Here is a 22,933-nt window from a genome sequence, read left to right as displayed (position 1 = left end):
AGCAACTGATATAGAGTGCAACATTGGTAAAAAATAGTACAGTTTTAGATCATTTTGAACAGTTAGATGATCCTCGAATGGAACGCCGTCGTCGTCATAAGCTCATTGATATTATTACTATTACGATTTGTGCTGCTTTATGCGGGGCAGATGACTGGGTCGCTATTGAGCGATTTGGTAACGCCAAAGAAGCATGGTTTAAGAGCTTTCTAGAGCTACCCAACGGAATACCCTCTCATGATACCTTTGGTCGTTTTTTCTCACGCCTTTGCCCTACATCGTTTCAAAGCTGCTTCATCCAATGGGTTCAGTCAATCACTGATAGCTTACCTGGCAAGTTGGTAGCCATTGATGGTAAAACGCTTAGACGATCATTTACTGAACCTGATAAGAAGAATGCTATTCACTTGGTTAATGCATGGTCAATAGAAAATAAGTTAGTGTTAGGTCAACTTAAGACTGATATAAAATCCAATGAAATTACCGCCATTCCTGAACTATTAGAAGCGATAGCGGTTAAAGGTGCTGTTGTATCAATAGATGCGATGGGGTGTCATAAAGCCATTGCTAAAAAAATTCGTGAAAAAGGGGCTCATTACTTGTTGGCAGTTAAAAATAACCAGCGTCGCTTATATTCTGCTATTCAAGAACAACTGTATTCTAAAAAAGCCAAAGTGTATCAACGTCCAGCTATTGACTTTCATTCTTCAGAAAAAGAACAGCATGGCCGTCATGAGATACGACGCTGCTGGGTTTATCACTCAGTGGCTAAACTACCTATAGCAACAGAGTGGATCGATTTAGCTGCTGTCATTAGGGTTGAGACAGAACGTACCTTGCAAGGCAAAAAATCAAAAGAACAACGCTATTATATTTCTAGCCAGCCCTTATCAGCAAAAGCTGTCAGTGAAATGATTCAACATCATTGGCAAATTGAGAACAGCCTACATTGGAGTTTGGATGTTGCATTTAGGGAAGATGATAGTCGAATTCGTATAGGTCATTCAGCAGAAAACATGTCTAGGATTAGGCAAATAGCCCTTAATATTCTTAAACAAGATGACACTTATAAAATTGGTATAAAAAATAAGAGGCTTTCTGCTGGTTGGGATCATGAGTATTTAATGAAGTTAATTTGCTCCGTGTAAATTTATATGCGATTGCCCTGGTGGGTGGTAACATTCATATTCTTTTGCTGGTTGATTTGCTGTAGCCGCTTTTCTATTTGCTTAGCATTAACGGCTTGTGTCTCTTGTATCTGGGCCCTGCGTTGCTGCGTTCGCTGATTAATTTTTCCGGCAACTGTTTTCTTTTCTTCCTCATCATCACCAGTAAACCAACGCTTGATGCCTTTTAGTTTCTCTATGGCTTTATTAATCCACTGGAATTTACTGCGAAGCCAATCAATTGCTGGTTGCCAGACTTTCATGAATAGCTTTTTAGCTGAAAAACTAGAAAGCCTGTTTTTAATGTTATTTACCCCTGAGCTGAATGCATTAAGCACAGAATCCCAGAGATTACTAAAATAGTCTTTGATCTGGTCCCAGTTAGCGATTAATAAGCCTAGAGGTGTACTAGTAAAGAAGTAGTTTTTAATAGCCTCCCAGGCTACACCGAATATTGCTTTGACTCTCTCCCATAAGTTACCAAAGTAGTCTGTAATTGGTTCCCAATTAGATATCAGCAAACCTAGCGGTGTAAAATTGAAAAAGTAGTGTTTAATGGTTTCAAATGCTGAACTACAAGCATTAGCAACAGTATCAAATGTATCGCCTAAAAATGTGGATACAGTACTCCAGTGGGTAATAATTAATGTCGCACCAATCGCAATGATTTTAATGATTAGGCCAATGGGATTGGCCATCATGGCTAATCCAACCGCTTTTATCGCTGGAATAAATGCTATTAATGCAGACCCAGCGGCTAATACGGCACCGACTAATTTCACACCAACTAATGCACCCACAACAGCCACAATATTTTTCCAACCAATGGTTTCCTCAATAAAATGACTGACTGTACTAGCCACAGTAACGACGGCTTTGCCCAGGTTCCACATAAACCGACCCACACTCACTAATGAATCAGCCACTTGGATTAACAGTTGATTAAAGCGAGCGCCGTATTTTTCATGGAAAGTTTTAAACTTAATCATGAGCTTGGTCACCAAGGGCATAAACTTGGCACCCACTGATTTACTGACACTGCCAATGGTTAGTTTAAAATCTAAAAAGGCGTCCTGAAAATCCTCGGCATTTTTGGCATCTTCTTTTGAAATTATATTACCGGTGGCCCTGGCGTCTTTTCTTAGTGCATCGAGTCCTTTTTTCCCATCCTTCAGCATATTGACTAGCCCAACACCTTCGGTATCGAATAGCTTCATCGCCAACCGGACTCTATCTCCTTGTCGATCATCACCAATATGCTTAATTGCTTCCGAGATATGCTCAAACTGTTCTTCAGGTTTCAGCGAGTTTAACCACTTAGCGTCCAGCCCTAATTCTTTGAGCGCTTTACCGGTTTTACCAATGCCTGCGGCAGCTTCCGACACCCGTCGTACCATCCGTTGGGAGGCAGTATTAAATTGCGCGGTAGACACCCCAGAACGCTCAGCCGCATATTGATATTCTTGGAGCCCTTCGACACTAAAGCCCAGTTTAGCCGCATGCTTGGCAATGGGGTCTCCTCGATCAGCCGTGGATTTCACCATGGCCAATAAACCACCTGCAGCCCCCGCTAAGCCACCAGCGGCCCATTTACCGGCGGTTTTTAACTGGCCAAGCCGTTGCATCCCTGATTGCTGAAGTCCTTGGAAACGGGCGGTACGCTGCATCTGTCGTTGGGTACGTGCCAAGTTATTTAAATTGACTCCATAGCGTTGTGCAGAACGTGAAGCCCGCGACAAGGATTGCTCAGTACGCCGAATCGCATTGGCTAACTGCTGATTACTACCACCCGCTTGTTGTTGCTGTTGGCGTAATCGAGCAAGACGCTGGCGATACTGATCCACCTGTCTTACAGCGGCTAGTTTTTTATTGGTTTCCCGGTAAGCTTTACCTAACCGACTGGCAGCAGATTCGGTTTTTTTAAATGACTTCGCCAGCGACTTATCAATATAAGCGCCGATAGCGATATTGAGTCTATTAGCCATGATTATTGCTTAGGAAGGGATTTATGCCAATCAAGGAGGTCTTCAAGGTCCATGTCTAACAACTCTGACAATGGGGTGCCTCGCAGATAATAAGACAGGTTTAGGCAGATTTGCTGGACCGATCGCCAGTCGAGTCTAAAAAACCAGCCACCACATCATTAAGGCGTTGAAAATCAGCGGCATCTAGCTCTTCTATCGTTTTAATATCCAAGCCCGATAAATCCGCAATCATATGGATACTTTGGCTAATTTCACCGCCACCGCGTTTTTCAATGTTTTTCATGTCTTTGGTTTTGGGGCGGCGTAAAGTGACTTCGTTAATCACTTCGCCATTGCGTTCGATAGGGTAATTTAAAGTAATTAATTCGCTCATGATGCACCTATTGTGTTGTATGTTGGTTTAGAGTTTATAAGCCTAAAAATTCACGGACGCTTTGCATGTGATCAGTGCCTTCTATTTTGCGCACATGGTTAACCACATCGATCTCGTAAATGAGTTTGTTATTGATGGTGAGTTTGTAGTAATCCAGTTTGACCGTGGTCGTTAAGCTGGATAGCTCGGCTTGTTTCCATTCACCAAAATCTATTTCACTCACCAGGCCACGGCAAACCGCATCAATTCCTTGATCACCCTGACCAGGGTTGCGCAATACACCTTTGATATTGAACGGCACTTGCTTACCTTGCTGGAAACCAAACTCTTTCAGTACGTTGATATTACAGTCATCAATGGTAAAGCTCAGCTCCATGGCTTCCATCCCCATATCCAGGTGGGTAACGCCATCCATGCCACCACCTCTAAACTCTTCGGTTTTAACTGTGAGCTTTGGGAGTGTAATAGACTGCACTCGTCCTGCCTGGCTTACCCCATCAATAAACAGGGTGGCATAAGTGACATTATTGGCGTGCACTGAGCACCTCCTTAAAATAATCGTCGGTTAACGTCGCATTAAAGGTGATATGTTCAGCTGGGGTGGGCGGGGTAAAATCAAAGTTAAAATACACCTTGCCATCCGCTAAGGCGTCTGGGGTATTTAAGTCTGGATCAGCCCAGCAAGTGCCGCCTAAAATAGCCCCGATATTTTTTAGCCGACGTAGATAATTGTTGACACCTTCCGTTACATCAGCCACATAGTTTTTGCTGATATTTCTATCAACCGCCCACATATGCGCCCGCTGCAGTGAGTCATAAATAATTTCGGCTGTGCGCACTACATTAATAAAGGCCCATTTAGGATCACCACTACAGGTACGGTTACCCCACAGGCGGTAGCCATCTTCCTGAATAATGGTGGTGACATCATGGCTATTTAAGTAATTGGCTCGGCAGTTTTTATCACCCAGTTTAAAATCAATCGGTCTTGCGGTACCTAGCACGCCGTTCATTAATTTATTCGAGGGTGAATGCCAAAACCCGTTGTCGTTATCAATTTTAGCCATGAGTCCCGCGACTCGGGCTGAGGGTGGTTCAATGACAATGCCGCCTTTACCTTCATTTGCATCGCTATTCCAGACTTTAACCCAAGGATCGACTAGGTAGGCATAACGTTTACCAAATGCTTTACGGTAGTTAACGGCCTCTTCACCTGTCGTATTAGGGCCATCAATGATTGCCACTCCACCTAATCGTTCAGCGGCTATGATCAAGGTATCAGCAGCGGCTTTGATATGTGAAAATTCTGGTGCAATTAAAATACGTGGCTCGACATGTACGGTACTTTTAGCATCAAGCAGTGCATAAATACCGGTATTAGGTTCGCCTGCCTTACCAATAATGGCACTCAGTGCCGTATTTTCATTATCCGTCGTTTCTGGGGCTACTGGTGGTTTATCGTTTACCCGAATAACGACAACCATCGCCCCAATCTGGTCAAAGATACCTTGTAAGGCGGCAGGCAAAGTACCTGTTTCACCTAATTCTTTAGCTTTTTTTAAACTACCGGCTAATAACACTGGGGTGTCATAGGGGAAAACGTCGTCTTTAGCCTCGGGCGCTGTACCCACTAAACCAATCACACTGCTTTTGACGGTACGTATTGGGCGTGGACCGCTGTCGATTTCAACGACCTCGACGCCATGGAGAAATTCTTCAGGCATAAGGGTTCCTTTTTGAATTAATTTATAGGGGAGTATAGTGCTAACTATGATCGTTCGATTGAGCGCCGGCTCTCACGATCAAGGTCAGGCAAAGGGTCTGTATCAAAAGGATTTTCGCCGTGCATTGAAGGATAATAGCCCCATAGCGGCTTATCCCTATCAATGGGCACATAACCCGTCACAATCGCAGGCCAGAAAAATAACACTTCACCTGCCGGAGAATACACATAAGGGTGAGCATGAAAATATGAGCCAGGCTGGCTTTCATAGTTTGCACCGCATACCCCCCATTCATGATTAACACCGTTAAGCCAGGTATAACGAATATCACCAGAGATTAATTTTGCATAGCAGCCTACAGTGAGTGGTACTGAACGGTTGGCAGGAACTGTGGGGTAAATAGAGTAGGCATTATGTGTATCTCGATCATAACCGCTCCACTTCAGTCTCAGTACACGAATGGTCGGCTGTAAATACTTATGCCCTTTAAGCCCCATACACGTCAGAATTTCTTTTTCTTCGCTATCTCGCTGCTCCCAATCTATACCAGTTTTAATTTCTCGATATAATGAGACTTCAATAGAAAATGCTTCGCTTTTATCAAATCCATCTAACATCTTATCCACTAAATTTCCAAACTGATTTTTGGATTGTCGGTAAAAGGGGCTTTCCTTATGGGCCTCTAACATAAAAGCATTAAAACGATCTTCAGCGGCTTTCAGTTGCTGATTAATATCATTGATTTTATTTTGTACTACTTCTGTTAATTGATTACTGGCCTGTACCGCATCTGCTAACCGTTGTTCGATAGTCATCATTTCCTCGCTGTTTTTTCGTATTGATTAAATGAAAATAACAATTCCAGGTGGCGACGCATTTGGTCAATTTGCGCCTGACTTAACATAGCGAACTGCTCTAAAAATAAGGCAATGGCAATATCCGCCCCTTGGTCATTGACGGTAATGGCGTCGGCAGGCATGCCACTGAGTATGAAGTCAGTCGAGAAAAAACAAGGCGCGCTTGCAGCCTTATACTGCAAGGCTTTCTCTAATGATGACCAAACCGCTAATAAAGTGCCATCCTCTAAAAATATGCCAAACTCTCTAATCCAAAACTCTGACTCACCATCGGCTATGGCGCTTAAAATGATATGTGTTTTACCGGCACGTTCACTTTTTGAAATAGGCAACCTGAGTTGCTCACTTTTTAATTGAGTCTGTTTCGCGTTAGGCAGGTAACGACCATCACCCAGCGCAATTTCAGCAATGGTGGCTTGTAAACCATCATTACTGGCATTAAATACCGCCTGCAATCCTGCATCGGTAATAATAGGATTAATTTGCATGGTTATTCCTATACACGAATAATTGTCAGTGGACGGACTACAGCCGTCGCACAAATACCCAGCGTGTTTTGCTGCTCAATGCGACCAACACTGGTGACTCTGATGCTATTGATATTTCGAGTAACACAACTTGCTGTAATGCCTGTATTAAATTTGGCACCCAGCTGAAAACTAAAATGGCTGCGTACATTTTTAGTACGTTGAATAGTTTCTTGGATTTGCTCAATTAATTCTTTATTTAAAATATCACCTGATGTATTTAAATTATCATTGGCATAGGCAGTAACCTGAAAAGTAAAGGGCTTGCCATTGTATTCAAACCACTCTTTAATTTCGGTTTGCACATGTAATGCGTCTAGTGCTTTTTTAAGCGCACCTCTTGTGCCTTTAATCCGATGCACCGCCACACTATTCGCAATGGTTTGTCGTTTAACATACTCAGGCCAATCTGGATTCCATACATCCACCGATAAGGCCCAAGCCAACCAGGGCAAACAATTCGCTGGGCAAGTATCAGGATTCCAGACGTGATTAGGATAAGCGGGTATGTCACTCATACGACCAGTGCTATCAGCCAATCCTTCCTCTAAAGGGCTTGCATTGTTGGGTAATAAACTCATGAGAAAAAATGGATTATTTAAGCGAGGTTTATAGCAATTGATTTGGCTTTAGGTGCTTGAAAGACTTTGGCTTGAATATCTGCTGTCGGTGACAGCAATTCCACACGGGTAACGCCCCCCATATGGAGCGCATCATAAATACCCGAAAGCGCCACAGTTTTACCCAGTTTATAACACTGCTCGACATACTCATTCAGTGCTGTTGTAGCTGTATCGATAATGGCTTTAGAAGACGGCCCTTGTTGTACATGCAGTTTGGCATCAATGGAATAGTCGATAATTGCAGCGGCTTGCACGGTAATATGATCGGTTAACGGCCTGACATCTTCATCATTTAACGCGGTTAACAACGCCTGTTTTATTTCATCATCCGGTGCCATATCGGCTTCATTAGCTAAAGGTCGCCGCAAAAAAGTAATCATCACCTCGCCAGGCTCATCAGAATACACAGAGACATCCGCAATTTGATCATGGGCATTATGCGCATGAGCTAAATAGGCACCCACTGGGCCAGCGGTTGAATAACCTTCAGGCCCTAATTGAATACGACGCCTAAAGTCTTCATCAGCCTCCATAATCGGTGGTTCTGGTGGTATTTGACTATCGTCACCGGGATTAACTACCTTACGTTTTACGCCGTAATTAGTGTCTGACCGAAAAAGAGCAACCTCTTTATTACCAAGGCCTAGCGCAAGATACATGTTATCGAAGTTTGCCTTCTTGATTACAATAAATGCTTAAATTACCTAGTCTTTCAGTTAAAATAAGCAAAACTTCACAGGGAAAATAGCATGAGGCTAGTTAAAAACCCACAACTTCAGTTTGGTGAAACCGATATTTCAGAGATTAGGTTTGATCCAAAATCCAGAGATGATGTGCCTCAGTTGTTAAAGGGATTGCAACACATTTATGTCACACCAGAAATTAGACATAAAGTATTCACTATTTTAGAAAGCGCCATAGCGAATAGGGTTAGTCTAAATCGTGGTCGCCCTGGTATGGAGTTGTGGAAAATACTGGTGATGGGTGTTTTGCGCCTTAACTTAAATTGTGATTATGATCGTTTGCACGAGCTGGTGAATCAGCACCGAACCATTCGCGCGATGTTAGGGCATGGCGTCAACTGGGAAGACCTTACTGAATACCATTTGCAGACGCTAAAAGATAATGTATCGCTTTTGACTCCAGAGATTCTGGATAAGATTAATACGGTAGTTGTGGAAGCTGGACATACTTTGTTAAAAAAAAACGAAGAAGAAAGCCTTCAAGCTCGTTGTGACTCATTTGTGGTTGAAACGTCTGTGCATTACCCTACCGATATCAATTTATTATGGGATGCCATGAGAACAGTGATTGAGCAGATGGCTAATGTATGCAGGGATTATCGCTTAAGTGATTGGCGACAACATAGGCATAATCTTATAGAGCTTAAACAACTCTTTAAAAGTGCACGGAAAAGTAATCAGTCAAAAGCTAAAAGTGCTGAAGCACAAAAACAAAAAGCACATACACACTACCTGAACAAAACACAATGGTTTATTGATAAAGTCCAATTCACCTTAGAGAAGCTCAAATTACTTGCTGCCCCGGTTTGGACATTACGACATATTGCCAACAATCTTTCTCATGCCCAACGGCAAGTGTCGCAGATTCACAGGCGAGTACTGAAGGGCGAACAGATCCCAAATGATGAAAAGATATATTCAATATTTCAACCCCATACCGAGTGGGTAAGCAAAGGAAAAGCAGGTGTACCAGTGGAATTAGGCGTTAAAGTATGTGTAATGGAGTGTCAGCATGGTTTTATCCTTCACCATAGAGTGATGGAAAATGAGCAAGATGTTGATGTTGCCGTCGTGATGGTTAGAGCAACCCAAGCCAAATTTCCTATGCTTCACCAGTGTAGTTTTGATAAAGGGTTTCATTCACCCGATAATCAGTTGCTGTTGGCCAGCGAGTTAGAAAAAGTGGTGCTGCCGAAAAAAGGGCGTTTATCAATAAAAGAAAAAAAACGCGAAAGTGATGAAAAGTTTAAAAAAGCAAGAAAACAGCATTCAGCTGTTGAGTCAGCGATTAATGCACTCGAAGTGCATGGTCTTGATCGATGCCCAGATCACGGCATTAATGGTTTTAGGCGTTATGTTTCATTAGCGGTATTAGCGCGGAATGTTCAAAAATTGGGAGCCTTACTTTATCAGCAAGAAAAAGAGGAACGATTTCACCAAGCAAAAAGGTCACGAAAAAAAGCAGCTTAGCTGCAGCACCTTCGATCCATTATATAAAACAACACATTCAATCTAGGCTGGAGAGGTCCGGCTGACTGCTAAACAGTAAATTTAGGAGTAACTGTACAGAAAGCATTCATATTTTCACCTTCAAGCAAAAAGATGACATAAATGGTCATTGTTAATTTATAAAAACAGAGAAAATTTCAGCCAAAAGAGAAAATAACTGCTTTTTCTGTCAGGCACTAATTAGCCCTAAAGGTATTCATTTTGTGGGTGACTTGTTTGTGGATGGAAATATTAAAGCCTCCCAAGAAATAACAGACCACACGCGTAGTATGCAAGGCGACCGGGATATTTATAATGGCCATGGGCATGGTATAGCGATACCTACGGGTAACAAGCAATAACTCTTAAATCAGAAAATAAATACAATACTGGTTAATTAAACAGTAGTTATCGTATAATTTTGTATTAACGAATTGGATAACAGTTAACCATATAGGAGTATTTATGGGAATTGCTTGTTGGGTGGACGCATGTAGGTTTAATATTCCAAAAGAAAAACATAGTGAGATATATGACTTGCTTATAAAAAAGCTAAAGAAAGAGTCATATGAATTTAAGGGCTATTCTTTTCCGAGAACATTGCGTGATTTATTGGATAGGATAGGCATTGATATATCTGATGATGGTGAACTATATGGCTTTGTTAATGAAGTTAAATTTGGTTCTAGATCAGATACTATTTTTGAAGTATTGAATGATATCGCTCCCTATGTAGAAGAAGATAGCTATATCCAAGTTGAAAATGAATTATCAATAGAATACGAAGAAGACCATACTCAAACACATTATGATGTGCACACGGTTAAGAATGGCAAACTTGTTGAGAGCGGAAAAATTCTTATTGAGCTTGATAGACGCAATTGGTTCGAGATTACTGAATTCCCTGAAATTGACCCTGAAGATGAAGAATTGGATTATGGAGTTGGTAAGTTTATTAGAAAGCAAATTTATAATTATTATCTTAGCAAAACAAATAAAAGTATTGTTTTATATAACAATACTGTAGACACTTTTATGCAGCAATAGCCCCATAGTCGCTTAACTGCTCATACAATTGAGCGACTTTTTTATTACTTTTGCTCAGACTTAACTTATCAAAAAGTTTTTCCATTAAATGCTGATTAAATTTCTTACGTTTCCATGAGGTTATTGAAATAACGGTCTCATCATTGTCTCCTTTTAATTGTGAGCTTCCGAGAGCGTAGCTCAACTTAGTATTTATTCCATGATTAACTGACGGCCTCACTTCATAAGAGGTATTACAATGTCAGTACCAACACTTGAGGCTGTTGCCTCCACATTTAAAACCTGGCGAACAAATCGCACCCATGGGCGTAGAAAAATACCAGCCGAGCTACGGCAGCAAGCAGTAGCCCTTTTAAATGATTATCCTGTTTCTCTGGTAATTAATACCTTAGGGTTAAGCCACTCAGCATTAAAGCGCTGGCAACAGCCACCGGATGAAGCTAAGTCAGCAGATACCCCATTTATTACTCTACCAGAACCCACTCAAGCCTCTTCATCATTATGCGTCACATTATGTCTAGCGAATGATACCCAGCTAGTGATTCAAGGCGAGCTGTCTAGCGAACAGCTTGGTGTGATAGTGCGTGAATTACAGCCAGGTAAGCGGGGTGAGCGATGATATCATTAACTGAAGCGAGTCGTATTTTACTGGCCACTCAGCCGGCTGATTTTCGTAAAGGCATTGATGGATTTGTGGCATTATGCCAACAGGCCTTACAGCAAGATCCTCGTTCAGGTGTCGTCTTTGTCTTTATTAATCGCAATAAAACCATGATTCGCGCCTTACATTACGATGGCACCGGTTTTTGGTTAATGACCAAGCGCTTATCTAAAGGGTATTTTTCTGGCTGGCCCTTTGGCCAAACGATAGTCAGTGCGATGACGGCGAAACACTTGAGCCTCTTGCTTCGCGGTCAACCGTTACAACGTCTTTCTTCGATATAAATCGAACAATTATTTTCTATACGACTTGCGACTTATTGACGAATGCGTATCCTATGGTGGCTTAAGTATAAGGTGTTGCAGTGACTCAAACCGTTAAAATTAATGCCAGTGACATACAAAAACTGAAGCAACGTATAGGTGATGCCCAGGCCTATGGTTTATCACTGAGTGAGCAAGATAACCAGCATGTGTTGGATGCTCTGGCCACCTTAGAGCATCTTCAGCAACAGTTGCATACAGACAGTATTACCTTGCACAAACTGCGTAAACTATTGGGCATTGAAATCAGCTCTGAAAAGCTGAGTGCTTTATGCCGGCAGACGGATAAAGACCAGGCTAATGACTCCAAGCCACCACGTCAGCGAAAGCCTAAACCCACTTCCCCTCAATCGCCTCCTGTGACTGTGCATCATCCGTTGACTGATTATCAAGTGGGTGATGCTTGTCCTGAATGCTCACTAGGGAAGCTCTACCCCACTAAACCCGCTCGCTTGTTGCGAATCACTGGACAAAGCCCCTATAGCCGAGAATGTCATTTATCAGAACAATTACGTTGTAATGCTTGTGGAGTTTATTTGACAGCCTCCTTGCCTGAATCAATCAAACAGGATGGCGATACCCAACAACAATATGGTTATTCAGCGCGCGCTTTAATGGTTTTGAGTAAATATTTTGTTGGCTCTCCTTTTTACCGTCAGGAGAGCATGCAAGATTTACTGGGTGTGACCATTAGTAGCTCAACCTTTTATGACCAGTGCCGCTATCTTGCCAATGATGCTCAACCCTTATTTGATCGATTTAAACAATTAGCAGCAAATGCTGGCGATTATTTACTAGATGATACGCGCCATCGTATCCTGAAACAGGGGCCGATCATGAAAAAGCGCCCTAAACAGAAAAAAGCCAAACGACGAACGGGTATTTATGCATCAGGCATTATTGCTAACTTAATCAACCAACAACAAATTGTCTTGTTCCAAACCAGTGTCGGCCATGCCGGTGAGTTTATCGACGAATTACTTGAAAAACGTTCACCTGACCAACCCCCACCCATTTTGATGAGTGATGCATTATCCAGTAATAATCCCCAAGCGGCTTGTGAAACGATTCGTTCTTTATGTAATGCACATGGACGACGCCAGTTTGCTGATGTGATTAGCCATTTTCCTGAACAGGTGGAGTATGCCCTGAAGCAGTACCAAGTGATTTGGGTGAATGAATCAATGATTAGCCAACAACAACTGTCGTCTGAACAGCGCTTGGCTTATCATCAAACCTACTCACTCCCAGTGATGGCCAACCTACGCGAATGGGGTAATCAGTTAATTCAAACAGGCGCCGTAGAAGAAAACAGTGGATTGGGAAAAGCTATCCTTTATTTTGATCGTCATTACGAAGGGTTAACCCGGTTTTGCACTTACACTGGGGCTCGAGTGGATAATAATTTAATGGAAGCCATGTTGAAGTTGATTGTCAGAGGTCGAAAAAACAGCTTATTTTATCAAACCCAAACCGGTGCTAATGTTGCTGATGTATTGACCTCACTTATTGCCACCGCGGCAAGTGCTAGGATTAATGTGTTTGATTATTTAAATGCTATTCAACGCAATAAAGAGTCGGTGAAAACCAACCCTGATCAGTGGTTACCATGGAATTTTAAGGCAACTGAATAAAGTATTTTTACCCGTAGACAAAACTTTAGCTATTTACACCATCAGCTCGGAAGCTCACTTTTAATTGCTGATCTTCTAGCTTCAATAAATTCAGTGCTGACAATGAAGCATTTAAATGGGTATGAATGGCTTCTTTTTTGCGTGACTGGCAATGGGTCAATCCTGTGTGCTGTTTAGCATCACGAAATAAAAACTCAATTTGGAACCGTGCTTTATAATATTCAATGATTGTCATTGCATCCAGTTCTGTGTCAGTTGAATAAAGCAATACTCTACTAACCTGTTTATCTGAGGTTTGCCTTAGCATTACAACTTTAATAGCACGTTTGAATTTCTTTGAATAAACCGTTTTGCTGTAAATGTCTAAGCCTTCTTGCAGGCAGCCTACTTGCTCAAAACGATGTAGTTCTTTTTCGAAATACACTTTTCCATCATACTTTTTGGGGCGTCCAACCCCACTGTATTCACCCTCATAAAGCCACAGTAAATCAGCATCGGCCCTCAGTTTGCCGACAAGCTTTAATTTTGCTTTCACCACGGGAGTGATAAACTTTTCTTTACTGTAGTAAGCATCGGCGACTAAGTACTGAATGCCTTGCTCTAGAAGCTGGGGAGCCAATTCCACTACTTGCTCTGCATAGACTTCAATACGCGTTTTATTTTCTTGATCAATAGTTTGACGCACATCGTAAGCAAAAGCTGTATTCAATTTAAGGTCAACCAATGCGAGGAGTGAAGCTTCCAAGCCTTGCTGGGCTTGGCTAACAGAGCCATTATAAAACCACCCTAAGCCCTCAGTCTTCGTTAATAAAGCTGGCATCGATAGCCGCGATACGGCCATTTTTAGGAAGAGCAAGTGTTAATGTATCCCTATTGAACTGGGTAAAATCAAACTGACGCCTATACCAACGGCTAAAACGTTTTTCACTCATTTGGCTATAACGGCTCATGTTTCTAAAGGTCGCTTTGCCTTGAAAGACTACCAGCGTCGTCAATAAAGCAACAATAAATATTCGTTGAGGTTTATTAACATTGGACATTGAGCGTAAAACCGTTTCTACTATGCTTTCCAAAGATAGATTCCTGTGACAATTCGATTTCGACAACCGCATTCTCACAGTTTCTATTTTTGGTTCAATCCTACCATTTTAAGACCAAAAACTGTCTACAGTATTGATATCTATAGATTTGTTACTTTTGACTATACCTCTGAATTCGATGCGTTCTTAATCCTGAGTATTACTCATACTTTTATTAGTTATGAACTTCTCAATAAACAACAAGCAAGCATGGTAGAATAGCGGTCAAGATATTCTACTGATTTATTAAACAACTTTTTGTTATAAGTCATAGTGATTAAGGGTTGGTTTGATTAATTAGAATTCGTTATTGATTAGGTAGTTGTCAGAACATGCAGTTATTAGGTTTAGCATTTATTGCAGTTGCTCTCATAGGTTTTAACTTTGGTGATAACTATGCGATTGTTTTGCTAGTTGTAGGCTGTGTTGCTACTTGCATGTATCTAATTACTGATGGTAGAAAAGCAAGCGCTAGGGTTGAAGTGAACGAGTTTACTCTTGATGCTTAGCTAGCTGTTCCTGATCGAGTTAAATCTGCATGATTAAACTAGAGATAAGCAAGCAATAAGTAATCAATAAGTAACAAGCAAAGCATTAAGTAATAGCTATATAAAGAAATATACAAGTTTGAATGAAAACGCCCAGCTTTAAAGTTAAAGCTGGGCGTTTTCATTTGTTAGTAAGCATGTGTTGGATTACGGCAGAACAGTGATGAACTTCACAGGGCTAGCTTGAGTTCTAGAACGGAAATGCCTAAGTAGTTCTTCAAACTCCTGATGCACTTGTTGATAGCTTTTTTCCTTTATATGACCAAAGCCTTTTATTTTACTGGGTAATTTGGCTATTTGGATGGCTATATCATAATTAAATAAATTGAGTTTTTCCAAAATCAGCTCAATGTCTTCTTCATAATTATTAATTAACATTTTTTCGAGTTTTCGGTCTGCGGTGTAACCAAAGGGATCGAAGGGGGTATTGCGTAGCCATTTGAGTTTGGCTAGCCCTTTCATTATAGGTTTTAGCCAAGGGCCAAACTGGCGTTTTTCGGGCAGCCCAGTTGCTGGATTGCGTTTGCTTAGCAGGGGCGGGGCTAAATGAAATGCTACTTTGTAATTGCCTTCAAATTGCTGATTGATTAATTCCCAAAAATAATTATCGCTATATAAACGCGCTACTTCATATTCGTCTTTATACGCAAGTAGTTTCCCATAATTTTCAGCGACTGCTTTAGCTAATTGCTCTTGGCCTTGGCATTTTTTGTGTTCTTTGGCTGCAACTTTTTTAATGAGTTGCTCGTAACGATTAGCATACGCTGCATTTTGATAAGCTGTTAGTAGGGTTGTATATTGGTTAATAATGTCGTCCAGGCTTTTTTCATTGGCTTTTTTAATTTCTTGTTGTGGTGCTGAATTCACTTGCTGCTCTACGGCTGTTAAGTTTTCAGCTGCTTTACGTCCCCAAATAAAGGCAGCCTGATTAAAGCTAACAGCCACCCCATTTAACTCAATGGCTCGCATAATTGCTCGCTCAGGTAAGGGAATTAACCCTTGTTGCCAGGCATAACCAATCATAAATAGGTTGGTTGCGATGGCATCACCTAACAGGGCAGTTGCCAACTGTTGGGCGGCCACTGTGAAGTGCTGCTGGGTATATTGAGCTAGTGTGGCTAGCATTGCTTGGTTGGGAAACGCTAAGTCAGGGTTTCTGGCAAAAGTACCTGGCATGGACTGCTGAGTATTAATCACAGCATGGGTGAGGGTTGCTGATAACTTATCTAATGCATCATCACTGTTGGCGACCATAAGATCGCAGGCCAGCAGCAGGTTGACGCTATTAGTGGGGATTTGCGCACAGGCTAAGGATTGTTGTTCATCGGCAATTCGCACATGGCTGGTAACTGCACCAAACTTTTGCGCTAACCCCGTTTGATCAAGGGTTGTAACACCTTTACCTGTAATGTGAGCTGCCATGGCTAAAATGGCGCTAATAGTCACTACGCCAGTACCGCCAACGCCAGTAATTAAAATATTGTAAGGTTTTTTGCAGTTAGGAATCTTAGGTTGATTGTTGGGTAAATCAGGTTGTTGGCCTGCTTGTTTTTTACGGATTTGTCCACCAATGATGCTAACAAAACTAGGGCAAAATCCTTTACTACATGTGTAGTCTTTATTGCAGGCAGATTGGTCGATCATCCTTTTCCTGCCAAAAGGCGTTTCTTTGGGCACTATGGAAAGGCAGTTTGATTGTTCACTGCAATCCCCGCAACCTTCACAAACCTCAGGGTTGATCATTAAACGACGGGGTGGGTCAATAAATTCTTTGCGCTTACGTCGGCGGCGCTTTTCGGCAGCACAGGTTTGTTGATAAATTAATACACTAGTCCCGATGTATTCTCTTAGCTGTTTTTGTAGTTCATCTAATTCATCTCGGTGATGAAGGGTGACATTAGGGGCAAAGCCTTGTTGGATATTTATTTGATTGGGATTATCGCTAACCACAATAATTTTCCGTACCCCTTCAGCATACACTTGTTGGCTAATTTGTTGTATGGATAATTGGCCATCGACTGATTGGCCTCCAGTCATTGCTACGGCATCGTTATAAAGAATTTTAAAGGTAATATTCACTTTAGCTGCAATACAAGCCCGGATAGCTAATATCCCTGAGTGAAAATAGGTGCCATCCCCTAAATTTTGAAAAACATGCTTGGTGTTAGAAAAAGAGGCTTGGCCAATCCAGGTGACTCCCTCGCCCCCCATTTGGGTAAAAGTGTCTGTGTTTCGATCCATCCAGGTCACCATATAATGACAACCAATGCCGGCCATTGCTCGGCTTCCTTCAGGCACTTTCGTTGAAGAGTTATGCGGGCAGCCAGAACAAAAATGGGGGGTACGGCTAAGCCGTTGTTTAGGTTCGGCTAATGCCTGCTGCTTTTCATTCAGTTGTTTAAGTTGTTGTTCAATATTTAATGTTTCTCTAAGCAGGGAGGATGGAATATCAGTTAACAGCTGTTGTGCCAATACTTGCGTAATTTGACTAACACTAAGCTCTAACGTTGAAGGTAATAATGGTGGCTGTTCAGGGTGGGTTTTTCCAATAATTTTGGGTTTGGCCTTGTCAGGCAGCTCATACAATAGTTGTTTAATTTGATTTTCTAACAGCGGACGCTTTTCTTCGATAATGATCAATTTATTTAGCCCACTGGCAAATTGCTTAATTTGCGTTGGTTCTAAAGGCCATACGACAGCCGCTTTATAGACTGTCAGACCGATTTGTTTGGCTATGGATTCAGTAATACCTAAATCGGATAAAGCTTGGATAACATCAAGATAAGACTTACCAGCAGTAATAATCCCTATTTTGCTAGTGTTTGTGCGCCAAATAGGGCGATCTAGTTGGTTAGCTCTAACAAAAGCTTGCGCAGCGGGTAGCTTAAATTGATGTAAGCGAGCTTCTTGCTCTGGTGGTGGGTCTGGCCAGCGAATATTTAATCCACCTGCTGGTAAAGTAAAGTCGGTGGGTAGCATTATTTGAAAATTATTCAGGCCAATATCTACCCGCATACTGGAATCCATTACTTCGCCTAAACACTTAAAGCCTATCCAGCAGCCGCTGTAGCGGGAGAGCGCCCAGCCGTATAAACCATATTCAATGACTTCTTGGGCATTGGCAGGGTAGAGCACTGGCATCATTGCATCAATAAATGCGAAGTCACTTTGATGGGGGAGGGTGGAAGATTTACAAGCATGATCATCACCCGCTACAGCAAGGACGCCACCATACTGACTGGAGCCTGCTGCATTAGCATGTTTGAAAACATCCCCCGTGCGATCAACACCGGGGCCTTTACCATACCAAAGGCCAAATACCCCTTGATAGCGGGCATCTGGAAAAAGTTGGGGTTGTTGAGAGCCCCATACTGCCGTAGCCCCTAAGTCTTCATTAATACCGGGAATAAATTCAATATTATGTTGAGCTAAGTGACTATTTGCTTCCCATAGGGCTTTATCAAAGCTGCCAAGGGGGGATCCTCGATAGCCTGAAATAAATCCAGCTGTATTCAGCCCATGTTGTTTATCTAATTGGGCCTGCATTAATGGAAGACGGGTTAGGGCTTGAATGCCCGTTAATAATACCATTCCCTGCTGTTGCTTATATTTATCATCAAGGCTAACCGCTGCGAGTGCCATGGTTGACTCCTATTCATAAGGCTGTTGCAGAGCAGTTACCGCTATACCCTTCGTTTTGAGTGTATATACTCTGTTACAAACAACCTTTTATAAAAATGGTACAAGTTGAGCTTGTTTAATTGTTCTTTGTTTTTATGTTTAGTTTGATGAGTTATTAAGGGTTGAATAAATCGATTCGATAGGAGACAGCTTGGTTTGCGTCTATTTTGTGTTGAACGGGAAGGGGGAAAGTGAATCTAAAGCAGGTACTTGTTAAGTAGCACATTGTTATTATCCTCATATGCAGGATCACTGCATCATAGTTGTTATCTTATTATACCCTTCACATTGGGTTTAGTAGCCGCAACATCCGCTTTGTTTTGCATACTCAGAATGCGGTAAATCGGTAGATTGTTGGGCATTCTTTTATTTTTTGTTTAATTGTTTGTTTTGGCTTATTTTACTCAACCACTTCCCTTGTGAGGTGTGGTTGTAAAATAGTCTACAGGCTAACTAATAAGTAAAAGTACTGTCAATATTTCCTGTCACAAAAGGGTTTTGGAAATAAGTCTAATGTCTGATCTGGAATAACAGGTGCCCATGTTCGTTAGTTTTAGGGGCTAGTGATATCACCTAACTGCTCGTATAATTCACTACCTTAGACATAAACCAACACTTATTTAGAAAATACTTATGACTGTTCGCACAAGAATTGCGCCTTCACCGACGGGTGATCCCCATGTGGGCACTGCTTACATAGCCTTATTTAATCTGTGTTTTGCACGTCAACACGGTGGTCAGTTTATTTTACGTATTGAAGATACTGACCAGGCTCGGAGTACTGATGCATCTGAACGGATGATTTTGGAGTCATTAAAGTGGTTGGGGTTAGAGTGGGATGAAGGTCCAGATGTGGGTGGCGAGTTTGGTCCTTACCGGCAAAGTGAGCGGGGGGGTATTTATCGTCAGTATGCCGAACAGTTAGTCAAACAGGGCGATGCCTTTTACTGCTTTGCTACGCCAGAAGAACTGGATGAAATGCGTAAAGAGCAAATAGCCCGCAAAGAAACCCCTAAGTATGATGGGCGTGGCTTAGCCCTACCTGAAGAAGAAGTACAACGGCGTCTGGCGGCTGGTGAGCCTCGTGTGATTCGGATGAAAGTGCCGGCAGAAGGTGTTTGCGTTGTTGATGATATGCTGCGGGGCAAAATCGAAATTGAATGGTCCCAGGTGGATATGCAGATCTTGCTGAAACAAGATGGTATGCCTACCTATCACTTGGCTAATGTGGTGGATGATCATTTAATGGCTATTACCCATGTAATTCGCGGTGAAGAGTGGATTAACTCGGCACCTAAACATCAGTTGTTGTATCAGTATTTTGATTGGCAAATGCCGCAGCTGTGTCATATGCCACTGTTACGCAACCCAGATAAAAGCAAATTAAGTAAGCGGAAAAACCCCACCAGTATTAACTATTATGAGCGCATGGGTTTTATGCCAGAGGCGCTGTTAAATTATTTGGGGCGGATGGGCTGGTCGATGCCTGATGAAAGAGAGCAGTTCTCTTTACAGGAAATGATCGAGTACTTTGATATACAGCGAGTGTCACTGGGTGGGCCGATTTTTGACCAGGAAAAACTCAGCTGGTTGAATGGTCAGTGGTTGCGTAATTTAACGGCTGATGAGTTTGCAGGGCGGATGCAGCAGTGGGCTGTTAATGAAAGCTACTTAAAGCCAATTATTCCGTTAATCCAAAGCCGAGTTGAAACTTTTTCTGATGCACTACCACTGGCGGGTTTCTTTTTAGCCGGCATGCTGAAAATTGGCGAGGCTGATTTTAGTCATAAGAAATTAGACTTAGATAGCTGCCGAAAAATACTACAGTTTACGACTTGGACTGTGGAACAGCTGCAAGATTGGGATAAGGATGTCATTTATCAGGCACTGAGCCAGTTAGCCAACAATATGGAGGTGAAGTTTAAAGAGTTTCTGTTCCCAATCTTTGTCGCGATTACCGGCTCAGGCTCGTCAGTGTCGGTATTGGATGCAATGGCATTACTCGGGCCAGATCTCTCCCGCGCCAGATTACGCTATGGAGCAGAAGTATTGGGTGGTATGTCGAAGAAAGAAGCGAAACGCTGGGAGAAGGAGTTTCGTCAGTTTAACTAGTGTGACTAAACCCAAGTCTGGTTGAAACCAGCCTTGGGTTAATCATCCCTAGCCCTAAAGATTTTGTAGATAAATGCTTGACACAAAAGACATTGCTACATAGAATGCGCACCACATTTCGGGGCTGAGCCAAGCGCGAAAGTACTGAAATGAAGAATTGAAAAGTGAAAGCCTAGATGTAAAGCAGGTGTATATTACACAGCCTTACATAAGGCGACGCAAAGCTTGGGGCCATAGCTCAGCTGGGAGAGCGCTACAATGGCATTGTAGAGGTCGGCGGTTCGATCCCGCCTGGCTCCACCAAGTTTTAAAATGCGTCCCCTTCGTCTAGTGGCCTAGGACACCGCCCTTTCACGGCGGTAACAGGGGTTCGAGTCCCCTAGGGGACGCCACTATTGAGTTAAAGTGATGCTAAACTGATAGATCACTTTAATGTTTGCGGGAATAGCTCAGTTGGTAGAGCACAACCTTGCCAAGGTTGGGGTCGCGAGTTCGAGTCTCGTTTCCCGCTCCAAATTTTGAAAGTCGACAGATGTCGGCTTTTTTGATCCTTAGCGAAGGCTTTTATGCAGTCCCCTTCGTCTAGTGGCCTAGGACACCGCCCTTTCACGGCGGTAACAGGGGTTCGAGTCCCCTAGGGGACGCCACTATTAAGTTAAAGTGATACTAGACTAATAGATCACTTTAACGTTTGCGGGAATAGCTCAGTTGGTAGAGCACAACCTTGCCAAGGTTGGGGTCGCGAGTTCGAGTCTCGTTTCCCGCTCCAATTTAAAATGCCAGCATCAGTTGGCAACGTTATTCATTAACGAAGGTTTTTATGTAGTCCCCTTCGTCTAGTGGCCTAGGACACCGCCCTTTCACGGCGGTAACAGGGGTTCGAGTCCCCTAGGGGACGCCACTTTTACTGCCAGTCATTAACATCAGCAAAATAAAAATCACCTGTGTTAGTTTTTACTAATAGCTGTTACTAATAGAAGGTGAACCCTAAAAAGACCCTCATAATTGAATTTTATTACCGCTTCGAATAGGCGGTTTTTTGCGTTTACTATTAACTTAGTGATAAGTAACTACTTGGTTTGTTGGCAGCAACTTTGCTGTATTTGTATGCTTATTTGTCGTTATATGCCTGATATAACTGTGTATCTGGTGTATAAGCCATATAGTGCGGGTTTTGGTGCTAACTAAGCGAAGTGGTTAGTCTTCTTAATAGGTGTTGGATTTTTAGTTATGAATGATGCACTGATAGGTTATTTTGCTGCATTTTGTACAACATTAGCCTTTTTACCTCAGGTATTGCATATTATTAAGCACCGAGATACTGCGGGCATTTCAGTCTTCATGTACTGTATTTTTGTATTTGGTGTAGCGCTATGGTTAGTATATGGGATTATGCTGGGCAACTGGCCAATGATCATTGCTAATGTTATTACACTGATACTTTCTTCTATTGTACTCGTGTTGAAGTTAAAGCATGGCTAGTAGTCAATGTACAAATTAAAGACATAGCTTCTTTAAGACGATTACCAGAGTTTACGCATAAATCTACTAGCAGTGATGCTTAAAAATAAACCGAGCCTTTATCAATAATGAAAACCATATGGATTGTTGGGGGAAGTACAGGGATTGGCCGCGAGCTAGCTATTCAACTAGCATTGGCAAGTTACTGTGTTGTGGTATCTGCTCGAAATACAGCAAAGCTGGAACAGTTGGCAGAACGGCATAATATTAGCGAACAACTGTTTACTATTCAGCTTGATGCCACTGATGAAGGCGCTTGCCAGCAAGTATGGCAAACAATTAACCAGCGATATGGTAAAGTTGACTGGGTGTTTCTTAATGCAGCGATATATGAGCCTGCCTCGGTTGTTCCTTTTGAGCAACGTAAATGGCGAGATATTGCTCATACTAATATTGATGTAGTTTTGAATCCATTAGCTACTATTTTAGCGCAATCTGATTTAATTCCAGAGCAGCTGTTTATTACGACTAGTCTGGCGGGTTATAGGGGGTTACCAAAAAGCGGTGGCTATGGTATGAGTAAAGCCGCGTTGATTAGTTTAGCCGAATCAATTCAACCTGAATTAGCTGCACTAGGCTGTCGAGTACGACTGATTACCCCAGGTTTTATCGACACCCAAATTACCGCAAAAAATCGCTTTAGAATGCCTGCGATTATTTCTGCTGAGGAAGCTGCACAGCAAATTATTAAAAAGATTAATGCTAAAACATTTGAAATTGCCTTTCCGTGGCGTTTTGTAATCTGGATAAAACTTCTGCGTTTCTTGCCTTATCGCTGGTTTTTTTTAATCACTGGTCGTATGGTTAAAAAGTGAAAACTGGTCTGTGGTGATAGGATTTT

General features: G+C 42.1%; 23 protein-coding genes and 6 tRNA genes. 17 read left to right on the top strand and 12 right to left on the bottom strand.

Translation table 11 applies throughout. The features are described from left to right. The first annotated feature begins 23 nt into the window (after positions 1-23). Complete coding sequence (locus OQE68_RS02320; RefSeq protein WP_219340303.1) at positions 24-1,148, top strand: ISAs1 family transposase; 1,125 nt, start codon at positions 24-26, stop codon at positions 1,146-1,148. A 2-nt stretch (positions 1,149-1,150) separates the two neighbouring features. Here the strand turns inward: OQE68_RS02320 and OQE68_RS02315 are convergent, their stop codons facing one another. From OQE68_RS02315 to OQE68_RS02280, 8 genes are all read right to left on the bottom strand, one after another. Then, positions 1,151-3,151: a phage tail tape measure protein gene (locus tag OQE68_RS02315; RefSeq protein WP_266195452.1), complete on the bottom strand. Its 2,001-nt coding sequence runs from the start codon at positions 3,149-3,151 to the stop codon at positions 1,151-1,153. 100 nt (positions 3,152-3,251) lie between these two features. Continuing rightward, on the bottom strand, positions 3,252-3,524 hold the full coding sequence (locus OQE68_RS02310; protein WP_180572272.1) for a phage tail assembly protein: 273 nt from the start codon (positions 3,522-3,524) through the stop codon (positions 3,252-3,254). Between the two features lie 34 nt (positions 3,525-3,558). Next, positions 3,559-4,062: a phage major tail tube protein gene (locus OQE68_RS02305; RefSeq protein WP_266195451.1), complete on the bottom strand. Its 504-nt coding sequence runs from the start codon at positions 4,060-4,062 to the stop codon at positions 3,559-3,561. After that, a complete protein-coding gene (locus OQE68_RS02300) occupies positions 4,049-5,248 on the bottom strand; it encodes a phage tail sheath C-terminal domain-containing protein (RefSeq protein WP_266195450.1) in 1,200 nt (399 codons plus the stop codon). Before OQE68_RS02300 ends, OQE68_RS02305 begins: the two co-directional genes overlap by 14 nt. Before the next feature lie 44 nt (positions 5,249-5,292). After that, positions 5,293-6,066, bottom strand: coding sequence for a hypothetical protein (locus OQE68_RS02295; RefSeq protein ID WP_180572154.1), 774 nt, complete (start codon positions 6,064-6,066; stop codon positions 5,293-5,295). Beyond that, positions 6,063-6,593: a phage tail-collar fiber domain-containing protein gene (locus OQE68_RS02290; RefSeq protein ID WP_266195449.1), complete on the bottom strand. Its 531-nt coding sequence runs from the start codon at positions 6,591-6,593 to the stop codon at positions 6,063-6,065. Before OQE68_RS02290 ends, OQE68_RS02295 begins: the two co-directional genes overlap by 4 nt. Before the next feature lie 8 nt (positions 6,594-6,601). Further along, positions 6,602-7,213 (bottom strand): phage tail protein I, encoded by a 612-nt coding sequence (locus OQE68_RS02285; RefSeq protein ID WP_266195448.1) that lies wholly within the window; start codon positions 7,211-7,213, stop codon positions 6,602-6,604. A 17-nt stretch (positions 7,214-7,230) separates the two neighbouring features. Next, positions 7,231-7,914, bottom strand: a complete 684-nt coding sequence (locus OQE68_RS02280) for a baseplate assembly protein (RefSeq protein WP_180572054.1) — start codon at positions 7,912-7,914, stop codon at positions 7,231-7,233. Between the two features lie 90 nt (positions 7,915-8,004). Here OQE68_RS02280 and OQE68_RS02275 point away from each other — a divergent pair, with 90 nt between their 5' ends. From OQE68_RS02275 to OQE68_RS02265, 3 genes are all read left to right on the top strand, one after another. Then, on the top strand, positions 8,005-9,468 hold the full coding sequence (locus OQE68_RS02275; protein WP_266195447.1) for an ISNCY family transposase: 1,464 nt from the start codon (positions 8,005-8,007) through the stop codon (positions 9,466-9,468). Between the two features lie 242 nt (positions 9,469-9,710). Next, positions 9,711-9,848 carry a hypothetical protein gene (locus OQE68_RS02270; protein ID WP_266195446.1) on the top strand — a complete coding sequence of 46 codons (138 nt, stop codon included), beginning with the start codon at positions 9,711-9,713 and terminating at the stop codon, positions 9,846-9,848. 103 nt (positions 9,849-9,951) lie between these two features. Then, positions 9,952-10,533 (top strand): hypothetical protein, encoded by a 582-nt coding sequence (locus tag OQE68_RS02265; protein WP_266195445.1) that lies wholly within the window; start codon positions 9,952-9,954, stop codon positions 10,531-10,533. Here OQE68_RS02265 and OQE68_RS02260 read toward each other — a convergent pair. Beyond that, positions 10,520-10,717: a hypothetical protein gene (locus tag OQE68_RS02260; RefSeq protein ID WP_266195444.1), complete on the bottom strand. Its 198-nt coding sequence runs from the start codon at positions 10,715-10,717 to the stop codon at positions 10,520-10,522. The two genes, OQE68_RS02265 and OQE68_RS02260, sit on opposite strands and share 14 nt — an antisense overlap. A gap of 54 nt (positions 10,718-10,771) precedes the next feature. On the opposite strand from OQE68_RS02260, the gene OQE68_RS02255 reads away from it, so the two are divergent. From OQE68_RS02255 to tnpC, 3 genes are all read left to right on the top strand, one after another. Beyond that, positions 10,772-11,152 carry a hypothetical protein gene (locus OQE68_RS02255; RefSeq protein WP_266195443.1) on the top strand — a complete coding sequence of 127 codons (381 nt, stop codon included), beginning with the start codon at positions 10,772-10,774 and terminating at the stop codon, positions 11,150-11,152. After that, on the top strand, positions 11,149-11,478 hold the full coding sequence (gene tnpB, locus OQE68_RS02250) for an IS66 family insertion sequence element accessory protein TnpB (RefSeq protein ID WP_180571804.1): 330 nt from the start codon (positions 11,149-11,151) through the stop codon (positions 11,476-11,478). Before OQE68_RS02255 ends, tnpB begins: the two co-directional genes overlap by 4 nt. An 80-nt stretch (positions 11,479-11,558) precedes the next feature. Beyond that, on the top strand, positions 11,559-13,151 hold the full coding sequence (gene tnpC, locus OQE68_RS02245; protein WP_266195442.1) for an IS66 family transposase: 1,593 nt from the start codon (positions 11,559-11,561) through the stop codon (positions 13,149-13,151). A 25-nt stretch (positions 13,152-13,176) separates the two neighbouring features. Here the strand turns inward: tnpC and OQE68_RS02240 are convergent, their stop codons facing one another. Next, a complete protein-coding gene (locus tag OQE68_RS02240; protein WP_266195441.1) occupies positions 13,177-13,971 on the bottom strand; it encodes a transposase in 795 nt (264 codons plus the stop codon). Next, complete coding sequence (locus OQE68_RS02235; RefSeq protein WP_266195440.1) at positions 13,946-14,224, bottom strand: hypothetical protein; 279 nt, start codon at positions 14,222-14,224, stop codon at positions 13,946-13,948. Before OQE68_RS02235 ends, OQE68_RS02240 begins: the two co-directional genes overlap by 26 nt. 338 nt (positions 14,225-14,562) lie before the next feature. Here OQE68_RS02235 and OQE68_RS02230 point away from each other — a divergent pair, with 338 nt between their 5' ends. Further along, positions 14,563-14,739: a hypothetical protein gene (locus OQE68_RS02230; RefSeq protein WP_180571543.1), complete on the top strand. Its 177-nt coding sequence runs from the start codon at positions 14,563-14,565 to the stop codon at positions 14,737-14,739. A 186-nt stretch (positions 14,740-14,925) separates the two neighbouring features. Here OQE68_RS02230 and OQE68_RS02225 read toward each other — a convergent pair whose 3' ends face one another. After that, a complete protein-coding gene (locus OQE68_RS02225) occupies positions 14,926-18,420 on the bottom strand; it encodes an indolepyruvate ferredoxin oxidoreductase family protein (RefSeq protein WP_180571544.1) in 3,495 nt (1,164 codons plus the stop codon). Between the two features lie 672 nt (positions 18,421-19,092). Between OQE68_RS02225 and gltX the strand changes: the two genes are divergently transcribed. The 9 genes from gltX (at position 19,093) to OQE68_RS02180 (ending at position 22,907) form a co-directional block, all read left to right on the top strand. After that, positions 19,093-20,571, top strand: coding sequence for a glutamate--tRNA ligase (gene gltX / locus OQE68_RS02220; RefSeq protein WP_180571545.1), 1,479 nt, complete (start codon positions 19,093-19,095; stop codon positions 20,569-20,571). 227 nt (positions 20,572-20,798) lie between these two features. Beyond that, positions 20,799-20,874: transfer RNA gene (locus OQE68_RS02215), tRNA-Ala, on the top strand. 13 nt (positions 20,875-20,887) lie between these two features. Then, positions 20,888-20,963 (top strand) — tRNA-Glu (locus tag OQE68_RS02210). 46 nt (positions 20,964-21,009) lie between these two features. Beyond that, a tRNA-Gly gene (locus OQE68_RS02205) sits at positions 21,010-21,085 on the top strand. Between the two features lie 57 nt (positions 21,086-21,142). Beyond that, positions 21,143-21,218 (top strand) — tRNA-Glu (locus OQE68_RS02200). A 46-nt stretch (positions 21,219-21,264) separates the two neighbouring features. Then, a tRNA-Gly gene (locus OQE68_RS02195) sits at positions 21,265-21,340 on the top strand. Positions 21,341-21,396: 56 nt separating this feature from the next. Beyond that, positions 21,397-21,472: transfer RNA gene (locus tag OQE68_RS02190), tRNA-Glu, on the top strand. Between the two features lie 329 nt (positions 21,473-21,801). Beyond that, positions 21,802-22,053, top strand: a complete 252-nt coding sequence (locus OQE68_RS02185; RefSeq protein WP_180569728.1) for a SemiSWEET transporter — start codon at positions 21,802-21,804, stop codon at positions 22,051-22,053. Between the two features lie 107 nt (positions 22,054-22,160). Then, positions 22,161-22,907, top strand: coding sequence for an SDR family NAD(P)-dependent oxidoreductase (locus tag OQE68_RS02180; protein ID WP_180569727.1), 747 nt, complete (start codon positions 22,161-22,163; stop codon positions 22,905-22,907). Positions 22,908-22,933 lie beyond the last annotated feature (26 nt).

Source organism: Spartinivicinus marinus, assembly GCF_026309355.1.
Taxonomy (GTDB): domain Bacteria; phylum Pseudomonadota; class Gammaproteobacteria; order Pseudomonadales; family Zooshikellaceae; genus Spartinivicinus; species Spartinivicinus marinus.
The sequence above is the reverse complement of the archived record's forward strand: the minus strand, read 5'-3'. Positions and strand labels throughout refer to the sequence as shown.